The 25,705-nt window shown below is 69.9% G+C and carries 23 protein-coding genes; 13 read left to right on the forward strand and 10 right to left on the reverse strand.

Features of this window, described 5'->3' with window-relative positions; all coding sequences use genetic code 11:
* The first annotated feature begins 4 nt into the window (after positions 1-4).
* Positions 5-403: a (R)-mandelonitrile lyase gene (locus B0A89_RS11895; protein WP_085378336.1), complete on the forward strand. Its 399-nt coding sequence runs from the start codon at positions 5-7 to the stop codon at positions 401-403.
* A gap of 72 nt (positions 404-475) precedes the next feature.
* On the opposite strand, the gene B0A89_RS11900 is transcribed toward B0A89_RS11895, so the two are convergent.
* The 5 genes from B0A89_RS11900 to mepK all read right to left on the reverse strand — a co-directional run bounded on the left by B0A89_RS11900 (position 476) and on the right by mepK (position 5,850).
* Positions 476-1,798: a TRAP transporter large permease gene (locus tag B0A89_RS11900; RefSeq protein WP_085378337.1), complete on the reverse strand. Its 1,323-nt coding sequence runs from the start codon at positions 1,796-1,798 to the stop codon at positions 476-478.
* Between the two features lie 4 nt (positions 1,799-1,802).
* Positions 1,803-2,495 carry a TRAP transporter small permease gene (locus B0A89_RS11905; RefSeq protein ID WP_085378338.1) on the reverse strand — a complete coding sequence of 231 codons (693 nt, stop codon included), beginning with the start codon at positions 2,493-2,495 and terminating at the stop codon, positions 1,803-1,805.
* Between the two features lie 88 nt (positions 2,496-2,583).
* Positions 2,584-3,582, reverse strand: coding sequence for a TRAP transporter substrate-binding protein (locus B0A89_RS11910; RefSeq protein ID WP_085378339.1), 999 nt, complete (start codon positions 3,580-3,582; stop codon positions 2,584-2,586).
* A gap of 119 nt (positions 3,583-3,701) precedes the next feature.
* A complete protein-coding gene (locus B0A89_RS11915) occupies positions 3,702-5,234 on the reverse strand; it encodes a mannose-1-phosphate guanylyltransferase/mannose-6-phosphate isomerase (RefSeq protein WP_085378340.1) in 1,533 nt (510 codons plus the stop codon).
* A gap of 58 nt (positions 5,235-5,292) precedes the next feature.
* The gene (gene mepK / locus B0A89_RS11920; RefSeq protein ID WP_085378341.1) at positions 5,293-5,850 is read right to left on the reverse strand and encodes a peptidoglycan L,D-endopeptidase MepK; all 558 of its coding nucleotides are present in this window, start codon (positions 5,848-5,850) and stop codon (positions 5,293-5,295) included.
* 280 nt (positions 5,851-6,130) lie between these two features.
* Between mepK and B0A89_RS11925 the strand changes: the two genes are divergently transcribed.
* From B0A89_RS11925 to purU, 6 genes are all read left to right on the forward strand, one after another.
* A complete protein-coding gene (locus tag B0A89_RS11925) occupies positions 6,131-7,825 on the forward strand; it encodes a L,D-transpeptidase family protein (RefSeq protein ID WP_240558541.1) in 1,695 nt (564 codons plus the stop codon).
* Positions 7,826-7,850: 25 nt separating this feature from the next.
* The gene (gene lpxD, locus B0A89_RS11930) at positions 7,851-8,951 is read left to right on the forward strand and encodes a UDP-3-O-(3-hydroxymyristoyl)glucosamine N-acyltransferase (RefSeq protein WP_085378342.1); all 1,101 of its coding nucleotides are present in this window, start codon (positions 7,851-7,853) and stop codon (positions 8,949-8,951) included.
* Positions 8,952-8,963: 12 nt separating this feature from the next.
* Positions 8,964-9,230, forward strand: a complete 267-nt coding sequence (locus tag B0A89_RS11935; protein WP_085378343.1) for an acyl carrier protein — start codon at positions 8,964-8,966, stop codon at positions 9,228-9,230.
* Positions 9,231-9,268: 38 nt separating this feature from the next.
* Entirely contained in the window at positions 9,269-10,525 is a 1,257-nt protein-coding gene (locus tag B0A89_RS11940) for a beta-ketoacyl-[acyl-carrier-protein] synthase family protein (RefSeq protein WP_085378344.1), read from the forward strand.
* 256 nt (positions 10,526-10,781) lie between these two features.
* Positions 10,782-11,105, forward strand: a complete 324-nt coding sequence (locus B0A89_RS11945; protein WP_085378345.1) for a 2Fe-2S iron-sulfur cluster-binding protein — start codon at positions 10,782-10,784, stop codon at positions 11,103-11,105.
* A 10-nt stretch (positions 11,106-11,115) separates the two neighbouring features.
* Positions 11,116-12,000 carry a formyltetrahydrofolate deformylase gene (gene purU, locus B0A89_RS11950; protein WP_085378346.1) on the forward strand — a complete coding sequence of 295 codons (885 nt, stop codon included), beginning with the start codon at positions 11,116-11,118 and terminating at the stop codon, positions 11,998-12,000.
* A gap of 2 nt (positions 12,001-12,002) precedes the next feature.
* Here the strand turns inward: purU and B0A89_RS11955 are convergent, their stop codons facing one another.
* From B0A89_RS11955 to B0A89_RS11975, 5 genes are all read right to left on the reverse strand, one after another.
* Positions 12,003-12,590: a TetR-like C-terminal domain-containing protein gene (locus B0A89_RS11955; RefSeq protein ID WP_085378347.1), complete on the reverse strand. Its 588-nt coding sequence runs from the start codon at positions 12,588-12,590 to the stop codon at positions 12,003-12,005.
* A gap of 146 nt (positions 12,591-12,736) precedes the next feature.
* Positions 12,737-14,557 carry a translational GTPase TypA gene (typA, locus tag B0A89_RS11960; RefSeq protein ID WP_085378348.1) on the reverse strand — a complete coding sequence of 607 codons (1,821 nt, stop codon included), beginning with the start codon at positions 14,555-14,557 and terminating at the stop codon, positions 12,737-12,739.
* A 120-nt stretch (positions 14,558-14,677) separates the two neighbouring features.
* Positions 14,678-15,748 carry a hypothetical protein gene (locus tag B0A89_RS11965; RefSeq protein ID WP_085378349.1) on the reverse strand — a complete coding sequence of 357 codons (1,071 nt, stop codon included), beginning with the start codon at positions 15,746-15,748 and terminating at the stop codon, positions 14,678-14,680.
* A 221-nt stretch (positions 15,749-15,969) separates the two neighbouring features.
* A complete protein-coding gene (locus B0A89_RS11970; protein ID WP_085378350.1) occupies positions 15,970-16,734 on the reverse strand; it encodes a hydroxypyruvate isomerase family protein in 765 nt (254 codons plus the stop codon).
* Positions 16,735-17,283: a DUF1285 domain-containing protein gene (locus B0A89_RS11975; RefSeq protein WP_085378351.1), complete on the reverse strand. Its 549-nt coding sequence runs from the start codon at positions 17,281-17,283 to the stop codon at positions 16,735-16,737.
* A 64-nt stretch (positions 17,284-17,347) separates the two neighbouring features.
* On the opposite strand from B0A89_RS11975, the gene B0A89_RS11980 reads away from it, so the two are divergent.
* From B0A89_RS11980 to B0A89_RS12000, 6 genes are read left to right on the forward strand one after another with little or no spacing between them, the layout of a single operon-like run.
* Positions 17,348-18,349: an AAA family ATPase gene (locus B0A89_RS11980; RefSeq protein ID WP_085378918.1), complete on the forward strand. Its 1,002-nt coding sequence runs from the start codon at positions 17,348-17,350 to the stop codon at positions 18,347-18,349.
* A gap of 3 nt (positions 18,350-18,352) precedes the next feature.
* Entirely contained in the window at positions 18,353-19,222 is an 870-nt protein-coding gene (locus B0A89_RS11985; protein WP_085378352.1) for a DUF58 domain-containing protein, read from the forward strand.
* Positions 19,219-21,213, forward strand: a complete 1,995-nt coding sequence (locus B0A89_RS15200) for a BatA domain-containing protein (RefSeq protein WP_157115333.1) — start codon at positions 19,219-19,221, stop codon at positions 21,211-21,213. The genes B0A89_RS11985 and B0A89_RS15200 overlap by 4 nt, the downstream gene beginning before the upstream one ends.
* Before the next feature lie 44 nt (positions 21,214-21,257).
* Complete coding sequence (locus B0A89_RS15410; RefSeq protein WP_338045731.1) at positions 21,258-22,157, forward strand: DUF4159 domain-containing protein; 900 nt, start codon at positions 21,258-21,260, stop codon at positions 22,155-22,157.
* Positions 22,154-24,265: a hypothetical protein gene (locus tag B0A89_RS11995; protein WP_085378353.1), complete on the forward strand. Its 2,112-nt coding sequence runs from the start codon at positions 22,154-22,156 to the stop codon at positions 24,263-24,265. Before B0A89_RS15410 ends, B0A89_RS11995 begins: the two co-directional genes overlap by 4 nt.
* Positions 24,262-25,704, forward strand: a complete 1,443-nt coding sequence (locus B0A89_RS12000) for a D-alanyl-D-alanine carboxypeptidase (protein WP_085378354.1) — start codon at positions 24,262-24,264, stop codon at positions 25,702-25,704. The genes B0A89_RS11995 and B0A89_RS12000 overlap by 4 nt, the downstream gene beginning before the upstream one ends.
* The last annotated feature ends 1 nt before the right edge of the window (position 25,705 follow it).

Here is a 25,705-nt window from a genome sequence, read left to right on the forward strand (position 1 = left end):
CATCATGAACATCAGCAAGGCTGCGGATCGCGCCACCACCCCCGGAAACACCGCCTGGTTCACCGGTGATGTCAAGGTCGAGATGCTGGTCGCGCCCGAGGCGCCGGCCCGGGCCTCGGTTGCCAGCGTCACCTTTCAGCCCGGCGCGCGCACGGCATGGCATACCCACCCGCTGGGACAAAGCCTGATCGTCACCATGGGCCGGGGCCTCGTCCAGCGCGAGGGCGGCAAGGTCGAGCCGATCTCGGCCGGGGATGTCGTGTGGTTCCCGCCGGGCGAGCGTCACTGGCATGGCGCCGCGCCCGACAGCGCCATGACCCATATCGCCCTGCAGGAACAGCTTGACGGCAAGACCGTGGACTGGGCCGAACAGGTGACCGAGGCCGAATATTCCGCGCGCTGACCCCCGCGCCATGCGAAAGGCCCCGGCATCGCTTCCGGGGCCTTGTCATCGCAGGAAGGCGCGGGCAGGGCGTCACATCCCCAGCGTGCGGGGCAGCCACAGCGACAGCGCCGGCACATAGGTGACCAGCAGCAGAAAGATCAGCATCGTCATCAGCCAGGGCCAGACCGCGACGGTCAGTTCCGTGATGCCCATCCGGGTGATGCCCGAGGCGACATAGAGGTTGAGGCCCACCGGCGGATGGCACATGCCCACCTCCATGTTCACCACGATCATGATGCCGAAATGCACCGGGTCGATCCCCAGTCGAACCGCGACCGGAAACAGGATCGGGGCCATGATGAGAACGATGGACGACGGCTCCATGAAGTTGCCGGCCGCCAGCAGCAGGATGTTGACGACGATCAGGAACATCCACCACGACAGGCCCGCATCCACCATCCAGTTGCCGAGCGCCTGCGGGATGCCCTCGGATGTCATAAGGAAGCTGAACAGCACCGCATTGGTGATGATGTAGAGCAGCATCGCGCTCATGTTCGCCGAGGACAGCAGGACGCGCGGCACGTCGGACAGGCGCATGTCCTTGTAGACGAACACCGCGACGACGAAGGCATAGACGGCCGACATGGCCGCCGCCTCGGTCGGGGTGAAGGCGCCGGTATAGATCCCGCCGATCACGATCACGATCAGCAGCAGGCCCCACATCGCCCGGCGAAAGGCGTGCCAGCGTTCGCCCCATGTGGCACGCGGCAGGCGCGGAAAGCCGAACCGCCGCGCCCTGTTCCAGGTGGTGAAGCCGAGGAACGCGGCCAGCATGATGCCGGGGATCACCCCGGCCATGAACAGCTCGCCCACCGAGGCGCTGTCCACGGGTTGCCCGTCCGGCCCGGTGGCTTGCATGCCCGATGTTGCGACGGCATACATCACCATGACGATCGAGGGCGGGATCAGGATGCCCAGCGCGCCCGACGTGGCGATCACGCCCGCGCCGAACTGCTTGGGAAAGCCCTGCTGGACCATCGCCGGCAGGATGACCGAGCCGATCGCGACCACCGTCGCCGGCGATGATCCCGACACGGCGGCGAACAGCGCGCAGGCGATCACGCCCGCCAGCCCCAGCCCGCCATGCCAGTGCCCCACCATCGAGGTGGCAAAGTTGATCATCCGGCGCGCGACCCCGCCATGGGTCAGGAAGTTGCCGGCCAGGATGAAGAACGGGATCGCCATGATCTCGAACTTCTCGATGCCGGTGAACAGCTTCAGCGCCACGGTATCCAGCGGCACCGTGGTCATGGTGAACAGGAATGTCAGGACGGTCAGGCCCAGCGCGATGGAAATCGGCATGCCCGTCAGCATCAGCGCGACGAGGATGCCGAAGATGATGAGTGCGCTCATGGTCTCAGCGGTCCTTTCGCGGTTCGGTCAGATCGCGGGGCGTCAGCGGGCTGTCGATCATCGCCTCGCCCACCTCGCCAACCCCGTCGGCCAGTCCGGCCGGGTCTTCCTCGATCCCGTCCACATGGCCGTGATCGTGATGGGGCAGCTCGCCCGTCTGCCAGAACGACCAGGCGACCTGCAGGAAGCGAAAGCACATCAGCGACGAGCCAAGCGGGATCGCCAGATAGACGATCCACTGCGGCAGGCCGAGATCGGGGGAAAAGGACGACGCCTGCTTGACGTGCCAGACGAACTTGGCCCCCATCGTGGCGATGATGCCGGTGAACAGCGCCCCCGCCAGCAGGCCGAACAGAACGAAGAACTTGCGTTGTGCCGGCGGCAGGCGGTTGATCAGCACGTCGATGCCGACATGGATGCCCGTGCGCACGCCGTAGGCAGCGCCGAACTTGGCCATCCACACGAACATGATGATGCACAGCTCCTGCGCCCAGACGAGGTTCACCGACTTGATGTGCATGAAGGTCGATCGCGCCGCAGCCGCCAGCCCCTCCATCTCGGCCCCGCGCGCCCAGCGCATCGTCCCGGCGGCCAGATCGAGCGTGTAGCGCTGCGCGACCGAAACGAAGATCAGCAGCGTCGCCGCCGCGATCAGCGTCGCGATCAGGATTTCCTCGAGTCTGTCGAGCACCTTCATGCCCGTCCCCCCTTTGCTTGTCCGGCAGTCCGTCGCCAGGCGGCCGGGCGCGCATCAGCGCCCGGCCCTGCGGCAGCCTGCGGCCGTGTTATTGCTGCTGGCCGGTAGCCGCCTCGATCGACTTGATCAGGTCGGCGCCGATACGGCTTGCCATTTCCTCGCGCACCGGGATCAGGACCTTCTTCCAGGCGTCCTTTTCCTCGGGGGTCATCTCGTGGAACTCGGTCTTGCCGGCGTCCTTCATCGCCTGCAGGGCCTTTTCGTTCTCTTCCTTGGCGATGCCGTTGCCATAGGCGGTCGACTCGGCCACGGCCTTGTCCAGCTGGGCGCGCACATCCTCGGGCAGGCCGTCCCAGAAAGCCTTGTTCACGATCAGCGCATAGCCCAGATAGCCGTGGTTCGACAGCGTGGCGTGTTTCTGCACCTCGTGCATCTTCTGGGTGAACATGTTGGAGGGCGGGTTTTCCGTGCCGTCAACCACGCCCGTCTGCAGCGCCTGATAGACCTCGCTGAACGCCATGACCTGCGGCACCGCGCCCAGGGCGTTCATCTCTGCCTCAAGCACCTTGGAGGACTGGATGCGCATTTTCAGCCCCAGGAAGTCGTCGGGCGTATGCAGCGGGCTGTTGGCCGACATGATCTTGAAGCCGTTGTCCCAGAACGCCAGGCCCTTGATGCCCTTGCCTTCCAGCTTGGCCAGCATCGCCTTGCCGACCTCGCCATCCGTCACCTTGCGCAGCTGGTCATAGCCGTCAAAGATGTAGGGCAGATCGAAGGCCTCGAAATCGGACACGCCCAGCGGCCCGAACTTGGCCAGCGAGGGTGCCAGCATCTGGACCGAGCCGAGCTGCAGCGCCTCAAGCTCTTCCTTGTCCTTGTAGAGCTGGCTGTTGGGATAGACCTCGACCTTGACCTTGCCGCCCGTGTACTGCTCGGCAAGTTCCTTGAACTTCTCGGCCGCCTTGCCCTTGGGGGTGTCGGGGGCAACGACATGGCTGAACTTGATGGTGATGTCCTGCGCAAAGGCGGGCACGGCCAGCGCCGCGGCGACGATTGCGGCAAGGCTGGTGCGGATCAGGGCATTCATGGTGTCTCTCTCCCGTGAAAGTTCGGGTGAGAGCATAGAGGCAGCGCGGGGGGCTGGAAAGCGCCTATCTGGGCCGACCGGCCGCAGAGCCCGGCCCCCATGCCCCGCGCAGGCCTGGCTCAAGACCGGGCATAGACATCCTCATAGCGCACGATGTCATCCTCGCCCAGATAGACGCCGGTCTGCACCTCGATGAGCACCATCGGCACCTTGCCGGGATTTTCCATCCGGTGAACGGCCCCCAGCGGCACATAGATCGACTGGTTTTCCGTCACCAGCGTCACCTTGCCGTCCACCGTGACGCGGGCGGTGCCGCTGACCACGATCCAGTGTTCGGAGCGATGCACATGGCTTTGCAGCGACAGCGCGGCACCGGGATGGACGGTGATGCGCTTGACCTGGAAACGCTCGCCCATGACCAGCGTCTCGAACCAGCCCCAGGGGCGATGGTCGCGCAAAAAGCGTTCCGCCTGCCGGATGCCGCGCGCCTTCAGCGCCGTGACGGCCTGCCGCACGTCCTGCGCGCGGTTCATGTCCGCCACCAGCACCGCATCGCCCGTCGCCACGACCATCGTGTCGCGCAGGCCGATGCCCACCACCTGCAGATTCTCGTCATCCGAGCGCAGCAGCACGTCATCGCAGTCGATGGCGGTCGATCGTGCATCCGCGACAACCCCCCGCCAGGCGGGCGCGTCCAGCTGCGCCTCGCGCCAGATCGCATCCCAGCCGCCAAGATCCGACCAGTGGTCGGCAAAGCGCACGACCGAAAGGTTGCCCGCCTTTTCCATGACCGCATAGTCGATCGACAGGTCCGGCAGGCTGTCCCATGCCTCGGGGTCGAGCCGCAGGAAGCCCAGATCGGGCCGCGCCGCCTGCAGCGATGCCCGGACGGGGGCGATGAAATCGGGGGCGTGACGTTCGAAGGCCTCGATCATGGTGCGCGCGGTGAACAGGAAGATCCCGGCATTCCACAGGAAGCGGCCATCGGCCAGCATCGCCTCGGCCGCCGCGGCATCGGGCTTTTCGACAAAGCGGCGCAGGGGGGCGGGGTCATCGGGTGCGGCGCCGCTCTCGCCGCCCAGCTCAAGCCAGCCATATCCCGTCTCGGGCCGGGTCGGATGGATGCCGAAGGTCACGATGCGGCCCGCACGGGCCGGCGCGATCCCACGGTCGACGGCCCGGCCGAAGGCTTCGGCATCGGGAACGACATGGTCGGACGGCGCCACCAGCATCATCACGTCGGGGTCGGCGGCGGCCAGGTGCAGCGCCGCCGCCAAGACGGCCGGCGCGGTGTTGCGGGGCGCCGGCTCGATCAGCACGGCCCCCGGAACGATGCCCACGCCGGCAAGCTGTTCGGTCACGATAAAGCGGAAATCGGCTCCCGTCAGCACCAGCGGCGCCCCATAGCGCGGCCCCGACAGGCGCAGCGCCGATGCCTGGAACAGCGAATGGTCCCCCGTAAGGGCGGCGAACTGCTTGGGGAAGGACCGGCGCGAGACGGGCCACAGGCGGGTGCCCGACCCCCCCGACAAAAGAATGGGAACAACGCTCTGGGTCAATCCGGCACTCTCCTGCTGGGTCGCGGCGCCTTCGGGTATCGGCCGCGCCGGGGCGATGGGCAAGCCCGGACGGCAGGTGCAGCCCCGCGACATGACAAAAGCCCGCAGGCATGCGGGCTTTCACGTCAGGCAGCAGAAAGGGGCCGAAGGATCAGCCGCCCCAGGTGCGCAGCGGGCCGCAATCCATGTGGACGAAGTTCGAGTGCGAATACTTGCCAACGCCGCCGGCACGGCAGGCGGTGACGGCCTTGTACATCTGCGAGACAGAGCGCGACTTGAGCCGCATGTCCGCCGCCTTGCCCGCCATGTGAAGCGAGTTGCGCGCAACCCCCGCGCTGCGCGAGCGCAGCATCGCATTGGTCTGGGGCGAGCGATAGCCCGACAGCATCATGTAGGGTTCGTTGGTCTGCAGCAGGCGGTGGCTGGCCGCCGCGATATCCACGGTGCGGGGATCGATGCCGATCACCTGGCCGGTGCGCCAGTCGCGCATGAAGATGTTGATCTCGTTCAGGGCATCTCGGACATACTTGCCCTCGACCCAATAGACGGTATCGAGGCTTTCCCCGGTGCGGCCGGAATACATGCTGATCCGTCGATAGTTGCCTGCACCGCGCATGAGGCCGAAGGCGTTGGCCATCACTGGCGCAGCCGCCACGGTCGTCGCGGCAAAGACGCCGAGAATGCCGCGACGCGAGAATTCGAAGGTCATGTTCAGCTCCGCCTGTCCTGCGTTCGTTTGCTGTGCCAGCGATCTTGGCTCGCCCGGTGTAATCCCGGATGTTTAACAATATGCCACTACCGGAAAGGTTGCGAAACGATCAGTTCCCCGGCCCGGCAGAATGGCGCCGCTTTCGGCAAGAACTTGCCGAGCGAGATTAAAAACCCCTGAATTGGGGCATAATGGATGAGAGTCGCGCCCGACTGAGGCACAACGGTTGCAGCCCCGCCATCCGAAAACGCGGAGCCTGAAAAAAGACGACGAGGCAAGCGTGCAGGACCAGAACAGGAACAAGGTGCCCGGCGGCGCCGAATCGCGCGGCCCGGCGGCGCATATGCCCCGAAGGGGCAGGGCGCGCATCATCACCGGCGCCTTGGCCGCGGCGATCGCCGCGCTGGGCCTTGCGGGGCCGATGCAGGCCGCGGCCCCGGCGCCCCGGCTGGATTTTTCGGCCGACGAGATGGCCCTTGCCCGCGGGGTTGCGCGCAATCCGGGCTTGGCCGCCTGGTATGGCGGCACCGCGCTGGCCCCCGTCTTTACCGCGCCGCAGCAGGCGCCGCGGCGGGCGGCGCTGCTGGCCGCCCTCGGCTCGGCCGCGACCCATGGGCTGCCCGATGTCTATGACGCCGCCGCGCTTGCCGCGATGGAGGGGCGCACCGATCCCGGGGCCGAGGCGGCCTTTGCGCGCAGCTTTGCCCGCTGGACGCATGATGTGGGCGGCGGGATTGTCAATCCGCGCCCGCTCGACCCCGGCATCCTGCGCGAGGTGCCGCGGGTGCCGACGGAAACCCTGCTGGCGCGGTTTGTCGCCGCGCCCGACCCGGCGGCGATGCTGGACACCGTTCCGCCCCAATCGCGCGAATACCGCGCCCTGCGCGAGGCGTTGACGGCCGCGATCGGGCCGGTCGCGGGCGCCGATCTGCCCACGGTTCCGGGCGGTCCCTGGCGCGAGGGGATGCAGGATCCGGGCGTGGCGGCGCTGCGCCTTCGGCTTGCAGCCATGGGCTTTGACGCTGAAAGCGACACCCCCGATCTGTTCGACGCGGCGCTGGCTGGCCAGCTCGCCGCTTATCAGCGCAGGGCGGGCCTGCCGCCTGACGGGGTGGCCGGGCCGCGCACCCTTGCCCGCGTGAACGGCGCCGCCCAGGGCGCGCCGCAGGGCCTGCTGATCGCGCTGGAACGGATGCGCTGGATGGGCACGCATGATCTGGACGCGCGCATGGTGTGGGTCAACCTGCCCGAGTTCGTCGCCCGCGTGAAGGAAGGCGGCGCCACTGTCTTTCAGACCAAGGTGGTGATCGGCAGCGACGCGCCCGACCGGCGCACGCCCGAATTCTCGGACGAGATGGAGGATGTCGTCGTCAACCCCCGCTGGAACGTTCCGCGCTCCATCACCACCAAGGAATACCTGCCCCGCCTGCAGAAGAACCGCAACGCCGTGGCGCATCTGGACGTGGTGGACAGCCGCGGCCGCGTCATCCCGCGCGAGTCGGTGGATTTCGGTCGCTATACGGCGGGCAACTTTCCCTATCGGCTTCGCCAGAAACCAAGCGACGACAATGCGCTTGGCGAGGTGAAGTTCATCTTTCCCAACAGCATGAACATCTATCTGCACGACACGCCCTCGAAGGGCCTGTTCAATGAATCGCGCCGCGCCTTTTCGCACGGATGCATCCGCGTGGCGCGCCCTGTCGAACTGGCCGAGGTGCTGCTTGAAGGCACGGCCGCCGATCCGGCGGCGCGCTATGCCCGCGCCAGGGCGTCCGGCCGCGAGACCTTCCTTGAGCTGACGCCGCATCTGCCGGTGCATCTGGTCTATTTCACCACCACCGTGGATGAGAACGGCCGCATCCGCAGCCTGCCCGATGTCTATGGCCGCGACCCGCTGGTCTGGGCGGCGCTGGTCAAGGCGGGGCTGGGCCGCGACAATGGGCGCGGGCTGGAAACCGCTGCCCTGGCAGAGTAGCTGTGCGGCCCAGACGGAGGCGCCGATGACGATCACCCTTGCCGAGCTTGCCCGGTCCATGGACGCGGCCCTGTGGGGCGAGGGCAGCCTGCGCATCACCGGCGCGGCCGAGCCGGCCGAGGCGGGCGCGGCGCGTGACGGGCAGGCCCGCATCGCCCTGGCCATGACCCCGGCCTATGCCGCGGACCTCGCGCCGGGCGCCGCGGCGCTGATCGCCGAAGGGATGGACCCGGCCGCGCTCGGCCTTGCCGGGGCGGTGATCGTGCGCCGACCGCGCCTGGCAATGGCGGGGCTGACGCGGCTGCTGGACAATGATGGGGGGATGCAGCAGGGCATTCATCCCTCCGCCGTCATCGACCCTTCGGCCCTGCTGGAGGAGGGCGCCGCCGTTGGGCCCTTCGCCGTCATCGGCGCGGATGTGCGGATCGGGGCGCAGGCACGGATCGGGGCACATGTCAGCATCGGGCAGGGTTCCATGATCGGTGCGCAGGCGCTGATCCGCGAGGGGGTGCGCATCGCCCATGGCGTCACCGCCGGAGCGCGCCTGATCGTCCATGCCAACGCGGTGATCGGCTCGGACGGATTTTCCTTCGTCACGCCCGAGCCATCGGGGGTCGAGGAAATCCGCGCCGGCCTTGGGCAGCGCGAACATATCAGCGAACAGCACTGGCTGCGCATCCATTCGCTGGGCAGCGTGGTGCTGGGCGATGATGTCGAGATCGGCGCGAATGTGACCATCGACCGCGGAACGATCCGCGCCACCACCGTGGGATCGGGCACCAAGATCGACAACCAGGTCCAGATCGGTCACAATGTCCGCATCGGCCGCGACTGCCTGCTGTGCGGGCAGGTGGGCATCGCGGGATCGTCGCGGATCGGGGATCGCGTGGTGCTGGGCGGCAAATGCGGGGTCAGCGACAACATCTTTGTCGGCGATGACGTGATCGCCGGGGGCGGCACCAACATCTATACCAATGTTCCGGCCGGCCGGGTCATCCTCGGCTCGCCCGCTACGCGGATGGAAACGCAGGTCGAGATGAACAAGGCGCTGCGCCGCCTGCCGCGGATGGCAGCGCAGTTCGCCGAACTTCAGAAAACCGTTACCCGACTGATGCAGAAGGACTGACCGGAGGTGCCAATGTCCACACAAAGCGTCCATGACCGCATCATCGCCATCATCGCCGAACAGGCCATGCTGGACCCCGCCGAGATCACGGCCGAGGCGACGCCGGCAGAGCTGGGCATCGACAGTCTTGGGCTGGTCGAATCGATCTTTGCCATCGAGGAGGCGTTCGACATCTCGATCCCCTTCAACGCCAATGAACCGGGCAGCTCGGATTTCGACATCTCGAGCATGGGGGCGATCGTTGCCGCGGTGGAAAAGCTGGTCGCCGAAAAGGGATGAGCGGGTTCAGGACCGAATCCCGGCCAGCGCCCGCAGAGATGCCGCCCGCCGCCCCCGAGATCAGCCGTCCCGCCCCGGCATGGCAGCCGCGGCGGGTGGCGATCACCGGCATGGGCACGATCAACGCCCTGGGCCGCAATGTCCCCGACACGCTGGCCGCCATGCGCGAGGGACGCTGCGGCATCGGGCCGCTGGAATTCCAGGATGTCGAGCGGCTGTCGGTGCGCATCGGGGCCCAGGTCCGCGACTGGATCGCCGAGGATTACTTCAACCGCCAGCAGATCTCTCTTTACGACAAGTTCACGCAGTTCACCCTGCTGGCCGCCAAGGAGGCGGTCGCCCAGTCGGGCTTGCAGTTCCACGGTGAACTGGGGCTGTGTTCCGGCGTCATCCTGGGAACGGCGGGCGGCGGGCTGAACACCTGGGATGAAAACTATCGCATCGTCTATGCCGAGGGAAAGAACCGCGTTCACCCCTTTGTCGTGCCCAAGCTGATGAACAATGCGGCGGCCAGCCATGTCAGCATGGAATATGGCCTGCGCGGCCCGGCCTTCACCGTTGCGACGGCCTGCGCGTCATCGAACCATGCGATGGGGCTGGCCTTCCAGATGGTGCGCTCGGGCGCGGCGCGCGCCATGCTGGCCGGCGGGTCCGAGGCGATGCTGTGCTTTGGCGGCGTCAAGGCGTGGGAGGGCCTGCGCGTGATGTCCCGCGACGCCTGCCGCCCCTTTTCGGCCAATCGCAACGGCATGGTGCAGGGCGAGGGGGCCGGCGTCTTCGTGTTTGAGGACTGGGATCACGCCAGCGCCCGCGGCGCCGACATCCTGGCCGAGGTCGTGGGCTTTGCCATGTCCGCCGATGCGCAGGATATCGTGATGCCCTCTGCCCTGGGTGCAGAGCGGGCCATCGCCGGCGCCATGCAGGATGCCGGCCTCAATCCCGACGAGGTCGGCTATATCAACGCCCATGGCACCGGCACCGCTGCCAATGACAAGACGGAATGCGCCGCCGTGGCCCATGCCTTTGGCCATCACGCGGACAGGCTGATGATCTCGTCCACCAAGTCGATGCATGGGCATCTGATCGGGGGCACCGGCGCGGTCGAGCTGCTGGCCTGCATCATGGCGCTGCGCGATGGGGTGATCGCGCCCACCATCGGCTATGAGGAGCCCGATCCCGAATGTGCGCTGGACGTGGTGCCGAATGTCGCGCGCGAGGCGCGGGTCGGGGCGGTGCTGTCCAACGCCTTCGCCTTTGGCGGGCTGAACGCGGTAATCGCGCTGCGGGCGGCCTGACGGCGGCATGACCGCCGCCCGGGCGGGCGGCAGTCTGGCGGCGCCGCGGGGAACCGCCGCCCCATGCAGGATGCGCCGCGCCCCGGCGGGCACCGGCCTGCACAACCCTGCGCCAGGCTGCCTTGCCCAAAGACAGCCGCCCCGCGGGGCGGATGCGCAGCGGCGACGGGGGGCACCACAATTCCTTTTCATCCGTCTTTGGATCGCCTATCCCCTTGCCGGACCCACACGAACACGTCGCAGGCAGGAGAGGCGCATGGCCCGGATCACCTATGTCGAATGGAACGGCACCCGGCATGAAATCGAGGTGCGCCCCGGCATGACCGTGATGGAAGGGGCGCGCGACAACGGCGTTCCCGGCATCGACGCGGATTGCGGCGGGGCCTGCGCCTGTTCCACCTGCCATGTCTATGTCGCGCCCGAATGGGTGGATCGCCTGCCCCCGAAAGATCCGATGGAGGCCGACATGCTCGATTTCGCCTTTCAGCCTGACCCGGTCCGCTCGCGCCTGACCTGCCAGATCAAGGTCACGCCGGCCTTGGACGGGCTGGTCGTCCAGATGCCCGAAAAGCAGATCTGAGGTGGCTGCAATGACCGATCTTGTCCTGACCGTCGCCTGCGTCTCGCGCCGCGGCATCGTGGCCGCGGTGTCGGGCTTTCTGGCCGATCACGGCTGCAACATCACGGATTCGGCACAGTTCGACGACCAGGCGAACGGCCGCTTCTTCATGCGTGTCAGCTTTCGCAGCGAAACCGGCGCGGATGCGCAGGCGCTGCGCGCCGGGTTTGCCGCGGTGGCGGATGCGTTCGGGATGGAATGGGCCATCCATGACCCGGCCCGGCGGATGCGGGTGCTGCTGATGGTGTCGGGCTTTGGCCACTGCCTCAACGACATCCTTTACCGCTGGCGGATCGGGGCGCTGCCCATCGACATCGTGGGCGTGGTCTCGAACCACCTGACCTACCAGAAGGTTGTGGTGAACCACGACCTGCCGTTCTTCCACATTCCCGTCACCAAGGCGACCAAGGCGGCGGCCGAGGCGCGGCTGCTGGACATCGTCGAGGAAACGGCGAGCGAACTGGTCGTGCTGGCGCGCTACATGCAGGTGCTGTCCGATGCGCTGTGCCAGCGGCTGTCGGGGCGGATCATCAATATCCACCATTCGTTCCTGCCCAGCTTCAAGGGTGCCAACCCTTACCGCCAGGCCTATGATCGCGGGGTCAAGCTGATCGGGGCGACGGCGCATTACGTCACGGCCGACCTCGACGAAGGCCCGATCATCGAACAGGACACGGTGCGCGTCACCCATGCCCAGTCGCCCGAGGATTATGTCAGCCTGGGCCGGGATGTCGAGGCGGTGGTGCTGTCGCGGGCCGTCCACGCGCATATCAACCACCGCGTGTTCCTGAACGGCACGCGCACTGTGGTCTTTCCGGCCAGCCCGGGCGGCTATGCCTCCGAGCGCATGGGCTAGCCTCAGTCCTCGATCGGCATGGTCAGCAGCATCCTCACGCCCGCCTCGATCGTCGCGCGCAGCTCGGTGTCCAGATCGCCGCCCTGTTTCATCCACAGGTCGAAATGGGCGGCCAGCGTCAGCTGGGTCAGCCCGCTGATCAGGGCGCGCGCAATCGCCAGCTTGCGGGTCGGCTGCTGCGGGTCTTCGCCCATGAAGCGGCAGATCAGCGGCACGAAGCTGGCGTCATAGCGGCGCGCGATCTCGTTCTTCTCGGCGGGGCGGGTAACGATCATGTAAAGCCGCGGGTTTTCTCGCGCCCAGCTGAGATACCCCCAGGCGAGCGCCGCCAGCGCGCCGCCCGGCTCGTCGGGCGCGGCAACCAGTTCGCGGTTCATCCAGTCCGACAGCCGCATCACGCCGAACAGGCCGATCGCTTCCTCAAGCGCATCCTGAGTGGGATAGATCGACCGGACCGCGTCCGTCTCGACGCCGAGGCGCTGTGCCACGATGTCCAGCTCGATGCTGTCGTTCCGGCATTCCTCGAGGTGCAGCACCGCCGCCTCGATAATGCGATCCGCCATCGAATCACCCGGAAATTCGTTCTGCATCCTCGCCACGCCAATCCTGCAAGCCAAGCCCTCATGTGGACCTGAAGCGGGGCGAATCCAAGCGGGAAGAACAAAGTTATCCATTCCTACCGTTTGGCGGAAAGCTCTGCCCGGCTCACGCCGGGCTGACTCGCCCCTCGGCTGGCTCACCCTTCGCTGCGGGCCTGCCGCTTGCGTTCGTGGGGGTCCAGGTGGCGCTTGCGCAGCCGCACGATCTTGGGTGTGACCTCGACCAGCTCGTCATCGTCGATATAGGCGATCGCTTCCTCAAGGCTCATCCGAACGGGCGGGGTCAGGCGCACCGCCTCGTCCGTGCCCGAGGCGCGCACGTTGGTCAGCTTTTTCCCCTTGAGCGGGTTCACTTCCAGGTCGTTGTCGCGGCTGTGTTCGCCGATGATCATGCCCTGATAGACCTGTTCCTGCGCGCCGATGAACAGTTTGCCGCGCTCTTCCAGGTTCCACAGCGCATAGGCCACCGAAACTCCGTCCTCCATGGAAATCAGCACGCCCTGACGGCGGCCCTGGATCGGGCCCTTGTAGGGTGCCCAGGTATGGAAGATGCGGTTCAGCACGCCGTTGCCGCGCGTGTCGGTCATGAATTCGCCCTGATAGCCGATCAGGCCGCGGCTGGGGACATGGGCGACGATGCGCGTCTTGCCGTGGCCGGCAGGGCGCATTTCCACCAGATCGCCCTTGCGCGCGCCGGTCAGCTTGTCGATCACCGCGCCGGTGTATTCGTCATCCACGTCGATGATGACTTCCTCGATCGGCTCCAGCCGCTCGCCGTTCTCTTCGCGGAAGATGACGCGCGGGCGGCTGATCGACAGCTCGAAGCCTTCACGGCGCATGTTCTCGATCAGCACGCCCATCTGCAATTCGCCCCGGCCCGACACGACGAAGGCGTCGCCGCCGGGCGTGTCCTCGACCTTGATGGCGACGTTTGTCTCCGCCTCGCGCATCAGCCGCTCGCGGATGACGCGGGACTGGACCTTGTTGCCGTCGCGCCCGGCCAGCGGGCTGTCATTGATGCCGAAGGTCACGCTGATGGTGGGCGGGTCGATCGGCTGGGCGGGCAGGGCGCTGTCCACCTCGAGGGCGCAGATGGTGTCGGCGACGGTCGCCTTGGCCATGCCGGCCAGCGTCACGATGTCGCCCGCCACCGCCTCGTCGATCGGAGTCTGGTTGAGGCCGCGGAAGGCCAGCACCTTGGAGATGCGGAACTGTTCCACCCGTTCGCCATCGCGCGACAGGGCCTTGACGGTGTCGCCCGCCTTGGCGCGGCCCGCCTCGACCCGGCCGGTCAGCAGGCGCCCCAGGAAGGGATCGGCGCCCAGTGTCACGGCCAGCATCTGGAAGGGTTCGTCCTGATGGGCGATCTGCTGGGGCGGCTGGACATGGCGCACGATCAGATCGAACAGCGCGCTCATGTCCTGCTTGGGCCCTTCCATGCTGTCATCGGCCCAGCCGTTCACGCCCGAGGCATAGACATGGGGGAAATCAAGCTGTTCATCGCTGGCGCCGAGGTTGGCGAAAAGGTCGAACACCTCGTTCAGGGTCTGCTCCGGTTCGGCCGCGGGCTTGTCCACCTTGTTCAGCACGACGATGGGCCGCAGACCCAGCGCCAGCGCCTTCGAGGTGACGAACTTGGTCTGGGGCATCGGCCCTTCGGCGGCATCGACCAGCAGGCAGACGCCATCGACCATCGACAGGATGCGCTCGACCTCGCCGCCGAAATCGGCATGGCCGGGGGTGTCGACGATGTTGATGCGCGTCCCCTTCCATTCGACCGAGGTGGCCTTGGCCAGAATGGTGATGCCGCGTTCGCGTTCGATGTCGTTGCTGTCCATCGCCCGTTCGGCCACGGCCTGGTTCTCGCGGAAGCTGCCGGACTGTTTCAGCAGCTGGTCCACCAGCGTCGTCTTGCCGTGGTCCACGTGGGCGATGATGGCGATGTTGCGGATATCCATGCGGCGAAATGTCCTGAACGAAGGGTTGCGGCCCCCTAACCCAAGACCGGCCCGGGCGCCACCCGCAAAAGAAAACGGGCTGCCCTGCAAGGCAGCCCGCGATGGTGATGGCCGGGCCGTTCAGCGGCGGCGGATCGGGCGATGCGACAGCCCGCCCCAGACGCGGCCTTCGTCGCGGTGGAGGCCGCCCTTCTGCCCGCCGATGAAGGCGGCGACAGCGGCGACAAGGGCCGAAGCGGCCAGGGCAAAGGCGCTCAGCACGCCGGCCTGGCGCGCCTGTTCGGCGGCCTCGACGGCCTGCTGCTTGGCTTCCTCGAGCTTCTGGGCCGCTTCCTGCTTGATCCGCTCAGCATCGGCGCGCAGTTCCTGGGCGCGGGCGACGGCCTGGTCGATGCGGGCATCCACCTCGGCCGGCTGCAGCTGGGTGCGCGTGGCGATGGCGCCGCGCAGATAGGCGCGGTCCTCATCGCTCAGCTCTCCGGTACGCATGACCTCGGCCAGCATCGAGCCGATCTCGCGGCGCAGGTTCTCGTTCGAGAACTGGTCGGGGGCCTGCGCCTCGCTGCGCAGCAGGCGGTCGGACACGGCATCAAGCGGGTTGGGCAGGTCGATGCCCTGGCGCTGCGCCACATCGGCGCCCTGCGCCGCGCCCTGCACGGCCTGGCCGACGCCGGACGCGGCGCCGCCGATCAGGTTGCCCGCGCCCTGCGCCATGCCGCCCACGGCCGATCCCGTCGCCTCGACCGCCGTGGCGGCGGCGCTGCCGGCTGCCTTGACGGTGCCGCTGACGACATTGCCGATCATCATGGCCGACAGGATCATGCCCAGGCCCCAGACGACCAGGCCGTGGATGCCGTCACGGGTCGCCGATTCTTCGGGATTGGCCCCATCGACCCGGCGGCGCATGCGCCCCGCCACATAGCCGCCGACCATGTAGGATGCCAGCATCGACAGGACCATGAACAGCCCCGTCAGGATGACCGAGCCGAAACCCAGCCCCTGTCCCGCCCGCGCCGAGATCGAGCCGAGCCCGAGTGCCGCGCCGAAGGCGGTCAGCACGGCCGACAGGCCCGCCGCGATCGCCGCACCGGCCAGGATCGAGCCCCAGTCCACATAGCCGCGTTCGCTGGCCGCGCCCATCGCCCCCGACGGCGCGGCGGCGGCGCGGATGTCGCGTTCCTGGCGTTCCATCAACGCAGGCCCAGCATCGACAGGATGAACAGCACGACCACGACCAGGCCGACGATATAGATGATCGAATTCATGGCTTTCCCTCAGGCTGACGCACGGGCGATGGGCCCGCATCCGGGGGTTGAACCACCCGCGGGGCCGCGGGTTCCACGACTGGCCGCATTTCGGCGCGGGCGGACGGTGCGGGATGCCCGAAGGACCGGGGCGGGGCGGGGCCGTGATCAGCCTGGCCCGCTGCCAGACAGCCAGCGCAGGCCGGCCTGGGTGGTGGTGCGGGGGATGTATTCCGCGCTGACCCAGCCGCCATAGCCCGAGGCGTCGACCCGGCGGAAGAAATCGGCGTAATCGATGTCGCCGCCGCGCGGCTCGTGCCGGCCGGGCACGCCGGCGATCTGGATATGGCGCACGCGCGGGCTGCAGGCCTCCCACGCGGCCGCCGCGTCGCCGGTGATGATCTGCGCGTGATAGGCGTCGAACTGCAGCCCCACATTGGTCGCGCCGACCTCGTCGATCACGGCGGCGGCAAGGTCGAAGGATGACAGGAAATAGCCCGGCATGTCGCCCTGGTTGATCGGCTCGATCAGCAGGCTGGCCTGGGGGGCGCGGGCGGCGGCCCAGCGCAGGTTCGCGACCAGGGTCCGGTGTGCGGCCGCGCCCTCGGCCTTGCCGGCCATGACGTGGATGTGGCGCGGGCGCAGCGCCCCGGCAAGGCGCAAGGCCCGCTCGAAATCATGGCGGAAGCGTTCCTCGCCCCCTGGCACGGCGGCAAAGCCGCGCGGCCCCCCCGCCCAGTTCGGGGGCGGGGTGTTCATCAGCACGAATTCCAGCCCCGCCGCCTGGGTCGCGGCGGCAAGCTCGGCCGCGGCCAGGTCATAGGGAAACAGCACCTCGACCCCGGCAAAGCCCGCCCGCCGGGCCGCGGCAAACCGCTCCAGCATCGGCAGTTCCGTGAACAGGAACGTCAGGTTCGCGGCAAAGCGCGCCATTCACCGCCCCAGCGAAAAGGCCGCGCCCTGCGAGTGCAGCATCAGATCGCCGCCCGGCCCCTCGGCGGCGGCCTCGACCAGGCGGTAGAATGTCTTGCGGTCGATCAGCGCGTCCAGCCCGGCACGGACATGCACATAGGGGCGCGGCTCGTCCCCGCGCCGTTCGATGCGGATCGGGTGGTCGGGGCCTGCCGTCACCCGCTCGCCGAGATTGGTGGTGAAGGTGATCGCATCGCCCGCAATATCCGCATCCGTCGCCAGGAAGGGCGCATCCACGACCCGGATGCCCAGCTTTTCGACCGGCGTGACCAGGAAATAGCGATCGCCCTCGCGCTTGAGGACGGATGCGAACAGGCGGACCATTTCGGGCCGCGTGATGGGCGAGCCTTCGTGGATCCAGCGCCCGTCTGGGCGGATTTCAAGATCCATCTCGCCGCAATAGGGCGGGTTCCACAGATGCACCGGCGCAGGGCCGCGCGTGCCTGCAGCACGCGCCGCGGCAGCGATGCTGCCCCCTGCGGGTTTCGAATTTCCGCCGCTGTCGCTCATTGCCGGTGGAGCCTTTCGCCTGTCCCGCCTATGCTTGGGCATGGATCGGTCCGAAGGCAAGATCATGGCTGCACAAGATGAACTCGTCGAGGATGTCGCGCGCCTCGCCCTGCGCCTCGATCAGGCGCGCGCCAGTGTCGAGCAGCGTTTCGTCGGCCAGCATGCGGTGGTCGAGCAGGTGCTGGCCGCCATCCTGTCGGGCGGGCATGCGCTGCTGGTGGGCCAGCCGGGCCTGGGCAAGACGATCCTGGTGGATACGCTTTCGACCGTGCTGGGGCTGGATACGGCGCGCATCCAGTTCACCCCCGACCTGATGCCGGCCGATATCCTGGGGTCCGAGGTGCTGGACAGCAATCCTGACGGCACGCGCAGCTTCCGCTTTGTCGAGGGGCCGGTGTTCACCCAGCTGCTGATGGCCGACGAGGTGAACCGCGCCAGCCCCCGGACCCAGTCGGCGCTGCTGCAGGCCATGCAGGAAGGCGAGGTCACGATAGCCGGGCAGCACCGCCCGCTGGGCCGCCCTTTCCACGTCCTGGCCACCCAGAACCCCATCGAGCAGGAAGGCACCTATCCGCTGCCCGAAGCGCAGCTCGACCGCTTTCTGGTGCAGGTGGATATCGGCTATCCCGACCGCGACACCGAACAGGCGATCCTGCTGGCCACTACCGGAACGGGCCAGGGCAGCCCCCGCGCCGTGCTGGACGCCGCCGCCCTGATCCGCGCCCAGCAGCTCGTCCGCGCGATGCCGGTGGGCGAAGGGGTGACGGCGGCGATTCTCGATCTGGTGCGGGCGGCCCGTCCCGGCACGCCCGAGGCGCCGCGCTGGCTGGCCGAGGCGCTGGTCTGGGGGCCGGGCACGCGGGCGGCGCAGGCCTTGATGCTGCTGACGCGGGCGCGGGCGGTGCTGCAGGGGCGCTTTGCCCCGACGCTTGACGATGTGGCCGCCATGGCCGCGCCTGCGCTGCGTCACCGCATGGCGCTGTCCTTTGCCGCCCGCGCCCGGAGCGAGGATGCCGACGCGGTGATCGCGCGCCTTATGGAACCGCGCTTCGGCGCTGCCGCCTGAACGATGACGGCCATTCCCTCCCCGCCATCCGATGCCGCCCACTTGCGCGCCGCGGCCGAGGCTGCCGCCGCGGCGGTGCCCCCGCTGCTGCTGGCGGCCGAGCGGCTGGCGGCGGGGCTGGATGCCGGCGCGCATGGGCAGCGCCGCGCCGGGCAGGGCGAGGCGTTCTGGCAGTATCGCCCCGCCGTGGCCGGCGATCCCGCCGCCGCCATCGACTGGCGCCGTTCGGCGCGCTCGGATGCGGCCTATGTGCGCGAACGCGAACGGCAAAGCCCGCAGGCCGCCGCGATCTGGGCCGCGGGCGGGCCGGGCATGGACTGGACCGGCGATCCGGCCCGCCCGCCAAAGCGCGAGCGGGCAAGGCTTGTCGCCCTTGCCCTTGGCCTTGTGCTGTTGCGCGGGGGCGAGCGGGTGGCGATCGGCGCGGCCTCGGCCCGGCCCGGCCGGGCGCAGGCCGAGGCGCTTGCCCGCGATCTGGCAGCCACGGCAGAGGATGAGCCCCCCGCCGCGATGGTGCGGCCAGGCCGCCGGCTGGTGCTGATCGGCGATTTTCTGGGCGATCTTGAGGGCGTCAGGCATCTGCTGGCGCATGCCCTGCGCCTTGGCTGCGGCGGGGCGTTGTTGCAGGTGCTCGACCCTGCCGAGGAAGGCTTTCCCTTCGATGGCGCTATCCGTTTCTGCAGCCCCGCAGGCGGCGCCTATGAGACGCGCGACGCCGCCGCCCTGCGCCCTGCCTATCTGCGCCGCCTGGCCGAACGGCGCGCCGCACTGGCCGCCCTCGCTGCGGGGGCGGGCTGGCATTTTGCCGCCCATGACACGGCGCGGCCTGCGGCGGATTCGTTGTTGTGGCTGTCGCGGGTGCTGGCGGCATGATGATGCCGATCCCTGTCGGCTTTGCCGCGCCATGGGTCTTGGCCGGGCTGCTGGCGCTGCCGGCGCTGTGGCTGCTGCTGCGGGCGGTGCCGCCCCGGCCGCGCCCGGTCGTCTTTCCGGGAACGGCGCTGCTGCTGGGGCTGCGCGATGCCGCGCCGCTGGCGCGGCGCATGCCGTGGTGGCTGCTGGCGCTGCGCATCGCGGCGATGACCGCCGCGATCCTGGCGCTGGCCGGCCCGGTCTGGCGGGCAGGGCCGCAAGGCGGGCCGGGCGGGCCGCTGCTGGTGGTGATGGACGCCGGATGGACAGCCTCCCCGGCCTGGCACGAGGCGGCTGCGCGTGCGGGCGCTGCGCTGGACGGGGCGCGAACCGGGGGGGGCATGGCGGCCTTGTGGCTTGCCGACGGACAGGGCGGCCGGGGCGATGGGCCGGTGTTCGGCACCTCCGCCCAGGCCGGGGCGCAGCTGCGCGCCGCCATGCCCCAGCCGTGGGAGACACGCTATCCGGCTGATCTGGATCGCTTTCTGTCCGCCGCGCCCGCGGCATTCGACACGCTGTGGATTGCCGACGGCGTCGATCATCCGGGCCGGGGCGCCTTGCTGGCTGCGCTGGCCGCGCGCGGGCGCGTCACCGTGGCCGCGCCGGCCCGCATGGCCCGCGCGCTCTCGCTCGAGCCGGGTGCAAGGCCCGCGCTGGTCATGTCTGCGGCCGCGCCGGTCGCGGCACCGGCGGTGCTGGCGATCGGGCCTGATCCGCAGGGTATGCCCCGTCCGCTCGCGCGCCTGACGCCCGGCCCGCTGACCGCCGCGCCCGGGGGCGGGTTTCGCGCGGCGGTGCCCATCGACCTGCCGGCCGAGCTGCGCAACCGCATCACGCGCTTTGTCATCGAGGGCGAAGCCTCGGCGGGGGCGGTGGTTCTGGCCGATGAGCGCACCCGCCGGCGCAAGGTGGCGCTGGTCGGCGACCTGCGCGCCACCGAAGGGCAGGCCTTGCTGTCGCCCCTGCATTACCTGCGCGGCGCCCTGGCGCCCTTTGCCGATCTTGTCGAAGGATCGCTGACCGAGGTTCTGCCCGCCGCCCCGGATGTTGTGATCATGGTGGACAGCCCTGCAGGGGCCAGCCGGCCGGCCCTGACCCGCTGGGTCGAGGCGGGGGGCATGCTGATCCGGTTTTCCGGCCCCCGCCTCGCGGCATCGCCCGATCTGGCCGCCGATCCCCTGCTGCCGGTGCGCCTGCGCCCGGGCGGGCGCTCGGCCGGCGGCGCGCTGAGCTGGGGCGCCGCGCGGCAGATTGCCCCTTTCGCGCCCGATGGCCTGTTTTCCGGGCTGGCCATCCCGGCCGAGGTGACGGTGCGCGCCCAGCTGCTGCCCGATCCCGCGCCCGACCTGCCCGGCCGCACCATCGCGCAGCTGACCGATGGCACGCCGCTGGTGACGCGCAGCGCCATGGGCAAGGGACAGCTTGTCCTGTTCCACAGCTCGGCCAATGCGGAATGGAGCAATCTGGCCCTGTCGGGGCTGTTCGTTTCGATGCTGGAACGGCTGGTCGGCTCGGTGGATGCGGGGCAGGGCGCAGGGGCCGCCGCGGACGGCTCGGGCGCGGCCCGATCCCAGGCGCAAGGGGCGGGTGCGGCGGCGCCGCAGACCGGGGGCGCGGATCACTGGCAGGCGGAACAGGTGCTGGACGGCTTTGGCCGGGTGCAGGCTCCCGGTTCACTGGCCCCTGTCACGGCTGCGGCCTTTGCCGCCGGTCCGGCCCCCGGCGCGCCTGCGGGCATCTATGCTGCAGGCGAACGGCGCGCTGCCCTGAATGCCGGCGGGCCGCTGACCCCGGCCGCCTGGCCTGGCGCAACGATCGAGAGCGGTCAGGCGCAGGCCGGGACGGCGCTGGGCGGGGCGCTGCTGGCGCTGGCGGCGGCGCTGCTGGCGCTGGACGCGGCCGGCAGCGCGCTGGTCGGCGGCACGGGACGCCGCCTGAGGGCGCAGGCATGAACCGCCCCGCCTTGTTCCGGCCGCCCCTCTCGGCGCCCCGCCCGTTGGCCGGGTTCCCTTGGGCCTGCCTTGTCAGCCGGCGGGCCCTGCTGGCCGTCGCCGCGGCCCTGCTGGCCGCGCCCGCGGGGGCGCAGGACGATCCCGATCCGGCATTGACCGCCGCCGCGGGATCGGGGGCGCTGGCTTATGTCGTGACCGGTGATGGGGCGGTGGACGAGGCGTCGATGCGCGGCCTGTCGGGCCTGTCCGAGGAACTGGCGCGCCGCACGACGGTCGAGCCGGGCGCCCCTGTCGGGGTCACGCCCGGGCAGGACGATCTGGCCCTGCTGCCCTTTCTTTACTGGCCCGTGACGCCCGATCAGCCGCTGCCCTCGGTGCAGGGCTATGCCGCGCTGAACCGCTTTTTGCAGACCGGCGGGATGATCCTGTTCGACACGCGCGATGCCGATATCGCGGGGATCGGCGGGCCTGACGGGGCGGCCGACCTGCAGCGGCTGGCGGCGGGGCTCGACATCCCCCCGCTGGCGCAGGTTCCGCCCGATCATGTCCTGACGCGCAGCTTCTATCTGCTGGACAGCTTTCCCGGCCGTTTCAGCGGGGGGGCGGTGTGGGTCGAGGCGCCGGCAGGGGGCGAGGCGCAGGGTGCCGGCCCCGCGCCTGCGAATGACGGTGTCTCGCCAGTGGTTATCGGCGGCAATGACTGGGCGGCGGCCTGGGCGATGACCGATCAGGGTCTGGCCGCCTATGCGATCGGCGGCGGACCGGACGGACCCTATGACGCCGAACGGCAGCGCGAGCTGGCGTTGCGCTTTGGCATCAACCTGGTCATGTATGCGCTGAGCGGGAACTATAAATCCGATCAGGTGCATGTGCGCGAGCTGCTGGACCGGCTGGGGCGCGAGCGCGGCGACGGATCGGGGGCACTGCCCGAGGTGCTGCCGTGACGCAGATCGGTTTCGATCCCCTGCTGCCCTGGCCGCTGGTGGCGGCGATCGCTGCAGCTGCGCTGGCCGGGGCGGCGCTGGCCCTTGCCCGCGGGCTGCGCGGCTGGCCCTGGCGCGCGCTGGCGGCGCTTGCCCTTGTGGCGGCGCTGGCGGGGCCGGTGGTGGAAACGGAGATTCGCCGCGCGCTGCCCGACATCGCACTGCTGATCGAGGATGTCAGCGCCAGCCAGTCCTTGCCGGACCGGCGCCCCCAGACGGCCGAAGCCGCAGACCGGATCGCCGCGCAGATCGCCGCGCTGCCCTCGACCGAACTGCGCCGCATCACCCTGGGCGACGACCCGGACGGCACGCTGACGGGGGCGGCGATCGCCAAGGCGCTGGCCGCCGAACCGGCGGGGCGCGTCGCGGGGGTGATCGTGGTGACGGACGGGCTGGCGCATGATCCGGCCGCCGTGCCCGCCGATGCGCCCGCCCCGGTCCATGTGCTGCTGTCCGGCCGCCCGCAGGACTGGGACCGGCGGCTCGTCGTCGAACAGGCCCCGGCCTTTGGCCTGATCGGCCAGCCCGTCACCATCCGGGCGCGGATCGAGGACCAGGGCGCCGTCCCTGATGCCGTGGCCGGACGGGCCGGGGTGCTGAGCATTTCGATCGACGGGGCAGAGCCGCAGACCGTCGCCATTCCCCCCGGCGCCCCGCTCGACATTCCGGTCGTGCCGTCGCAGCCCGGACAGAATGTCGTGGCGCTGTCGCTGGACGATCCGGGCGGGGCGCCGGCCCAGCTGACGGCGCTGAACGACCGCGCCGCCGTTCAGATCCAGGGGGTGCGCGACCGGCTGCGGGTGCTGCTGGTGTCGGGCCAGCCGCATCCGGGCGAACGGGCCTGGCGCAACCTGCTGAAATCCGATCCCAATGTCGATCTGGTGCATTTCACCATCCTGCGCCCCCCCGACAAGCTGGACGGCGTGCCGGTGGATGAGCTGGCGCTGATCGCCTTTCCGACCGAGGCGCTGTTCCAGGACCGGATCGGGGATTTCGACCTGATCATCCTGGACCGCTATCCGGTGCGGGGCATCCTGCCGCCCGCCTATTTCGAGAACATGCGCCGCTATGTCGAGGAAGGGGGCGCGCTGCTGGTCGCCTCGGGCCCCGAGATGGCGGGCGTCGAGAGCCTGCACCTGTCCCCGCTTGGCCCGGTGCTGCCCGCCCGCCCGACCGGCAGGATGCTGGATCGGCCCTTCACACCGCGCCTGACCCGGCAGGGGCTGCGCCATCCGGTCACCGCGGGCCTGCCGGGCGCGCCGGACGGGCAGGCCGGCAGCGCCCCCCGCTGGGGCCGCTGGCTGCGGGCGGGCGAGGTTGTCGCCGAGGAGGGCGCGCAGGTGCTGATGACCGCGGACGACAAGCCGCTGCTGATTGCCAACCATGTAGGCAAGGGGCGGGTCGCGCTGCTGACCTCGGACCAGGTCTGGCTGTGGGGGCGCGGCTTCGAAGGGGGCGGGCCGCAGGCCGAACTGCTGCGCCGCATCGCGCATTGGTCGATGAAGGAGCCGGAGCTGGAAGAGGAGGCGCTCGAGGTTGCCGCCGCGCCGGATGGCGGGCTGATCGTCACCCGGCGCACCATGAAGGACAGCGCGGGCCCGGCCGCGATCACCCTGCCCGATGGCAGCGTGCAGGCGCTGGCGCTGGCCCCTGTGGGCGAGGGGCGCTTTTCGGCCCGCTGGCAGCCTCCGGCGCCGGGCCTTTACCGGGTGCGGCACGGCGATCTGACGCGCCTTGCCCTTGCCGGGCCGGCGGCGCCGCGCGAATTCGAACAGACCGTCGCGTCGGATGCGGCGCTTGCCGGGCTGGTCGCCGCCAGTGGCGGATCGCTCCATCACCTGTCGGACGGCGTGCCAGACATCCGCACCGTGCGGGCCGGGCGGCCCGCCACGGGGCAGGGCATCGGGCGGCCCTGGATCGGCATCACCCCGCGCGGGGCGGCGGCGGTGGACGGGCTGTCGGTGCGCCCGCTGCTGCCCCCCTGGGCCTGGCTTGCCCTGATCGCCGGGCTTGCCATCGCCGCGTGGCTGGCCGAGGCAGGGCGCCTGGGCAGGGGCAGGCGGGTATGAGGCGGCGGGGTTTTCTGGCCGGCGCCCTTGCCGCGGTGGCGGCCCCGGCGATCGCCGATCCGGCCCCGCGCCGGCCGGCGCCGCGGCCCGCGCCCTCGCCGGGCGCGCTGCTGGCGCAGGCGCGGCTTGGCGCGGCGCGGCTTGCTTTTGCGGTGATGGACCCTGCGACCGGCGCCGTGGTGATGGCGCAGGATGGCGCGCAACCGATGCCGCCGGCAAGCACGCTCAAGATGGTCACGGCGCTGTATGCGCTTGACCAGCTGGGCGCGCAGCACCGTTTCGCCACGCGCGTGCTGCGCCAGGGCGACACGCTGGTGCTGGCCGGTGGGGGCGATCCCGAACTGGACACGGCCGCCCTTGCGGCGCTGGCCGCCGATGCGGTGCGTGCCGCCCGGGGCTGGACGCCGGCGCGGCTGGCGGTATGGGGCGGCGCCTTGCCGCGGGCTGCGCAGATCGCCGCCGGACAGGATGCGCAGCTTGCCTATAACCCGGCCGTGTCGGGGATGATCCTCAACTTCAACCGCGTCCACCTGGGATGGCGCTGCGACAGCGGTTGCGCGCTGACCTTCGAGGCGCGGGGGCAGGGGCGCTCGCCCCGCGCCTTTTCGATCGGCGGCGCGGTGCGTGCGGGCGGCGGTTCCTGGCGGCACCAGGACGGGGGCCAAGGTGAGCAATGGGATATCCCCCGCGCAGCCCTGGGCCGGACAGGGGGGCGCTGGCTGCCGGTGCGCCTGCCCGAAGCCTATGCGGGCGACGTGTTCCAGACGCTCGCCAGGGCCGAGGGAATGGCGCTGCCCGCGGCCGAAATGCTGGACCGCCCCCCGGAGGGGGTCGAGATCGCCCGGCTGGACAGCCGCCCGCTGGCGCAGATCCTGCGGGCGATGCTGGAGCATTCCAACAATCTGACCGCCGAGGTGGTCGGCCTGGCCGCAAGCGGCGCGCCTGACCGGGCTGCCTCGGCGGCCGCGATGGGGGGCTGGCTGGCGGCATCGGGGGCGGGGGCGGCGCTGCTGGCCGATCATTCGGGGCTGTCGGCTGACAGCCGGATCGCGCCCGAGACGCTGGTGCGGCTGTTGGCGCGGCCCGATTTCGCCGCGGCGCTGCGCCCGCTGCTGAATGTCGATCCGCTGCGCGAGGCGCTGGGCGCGTCATCGGGCGGGGACGGACGGGGCGGTGCGCCGCTGGTCAGCGGCAAGACGGGCACGCTGAACTTCGTGTCGAACCTGGCGGGCTATGCGGCCGCACCGGGCGGGGCCGACCGGGTCTTTGCGGTGATGATCGCCGACCCGCCGCGCCGCGCCGCCACCGAAGGCATGGACCTGCCCCCCGGCGTGCTGGACTGGACGGGCCGGGCCAAGCGGCTGCAGCGCGACCTGGTCGCCGCCGCGTGCCGCCCCCCTGCCTTGCCCGCGCAGGCGCCCCTGCCGGCTGAGATCTGAT

Origin of the sequence: Paracoccus contaminans (genome assembly GCF_002105555.1) — a bacterium.
Classification (GTDB): domain Bacteria; phylum Pseudomonadota; class Alphaproteobacteria; order Rhodobacterales; family Rhodobacteraceae; genus Paracoccus; species Paracoccus contaminans.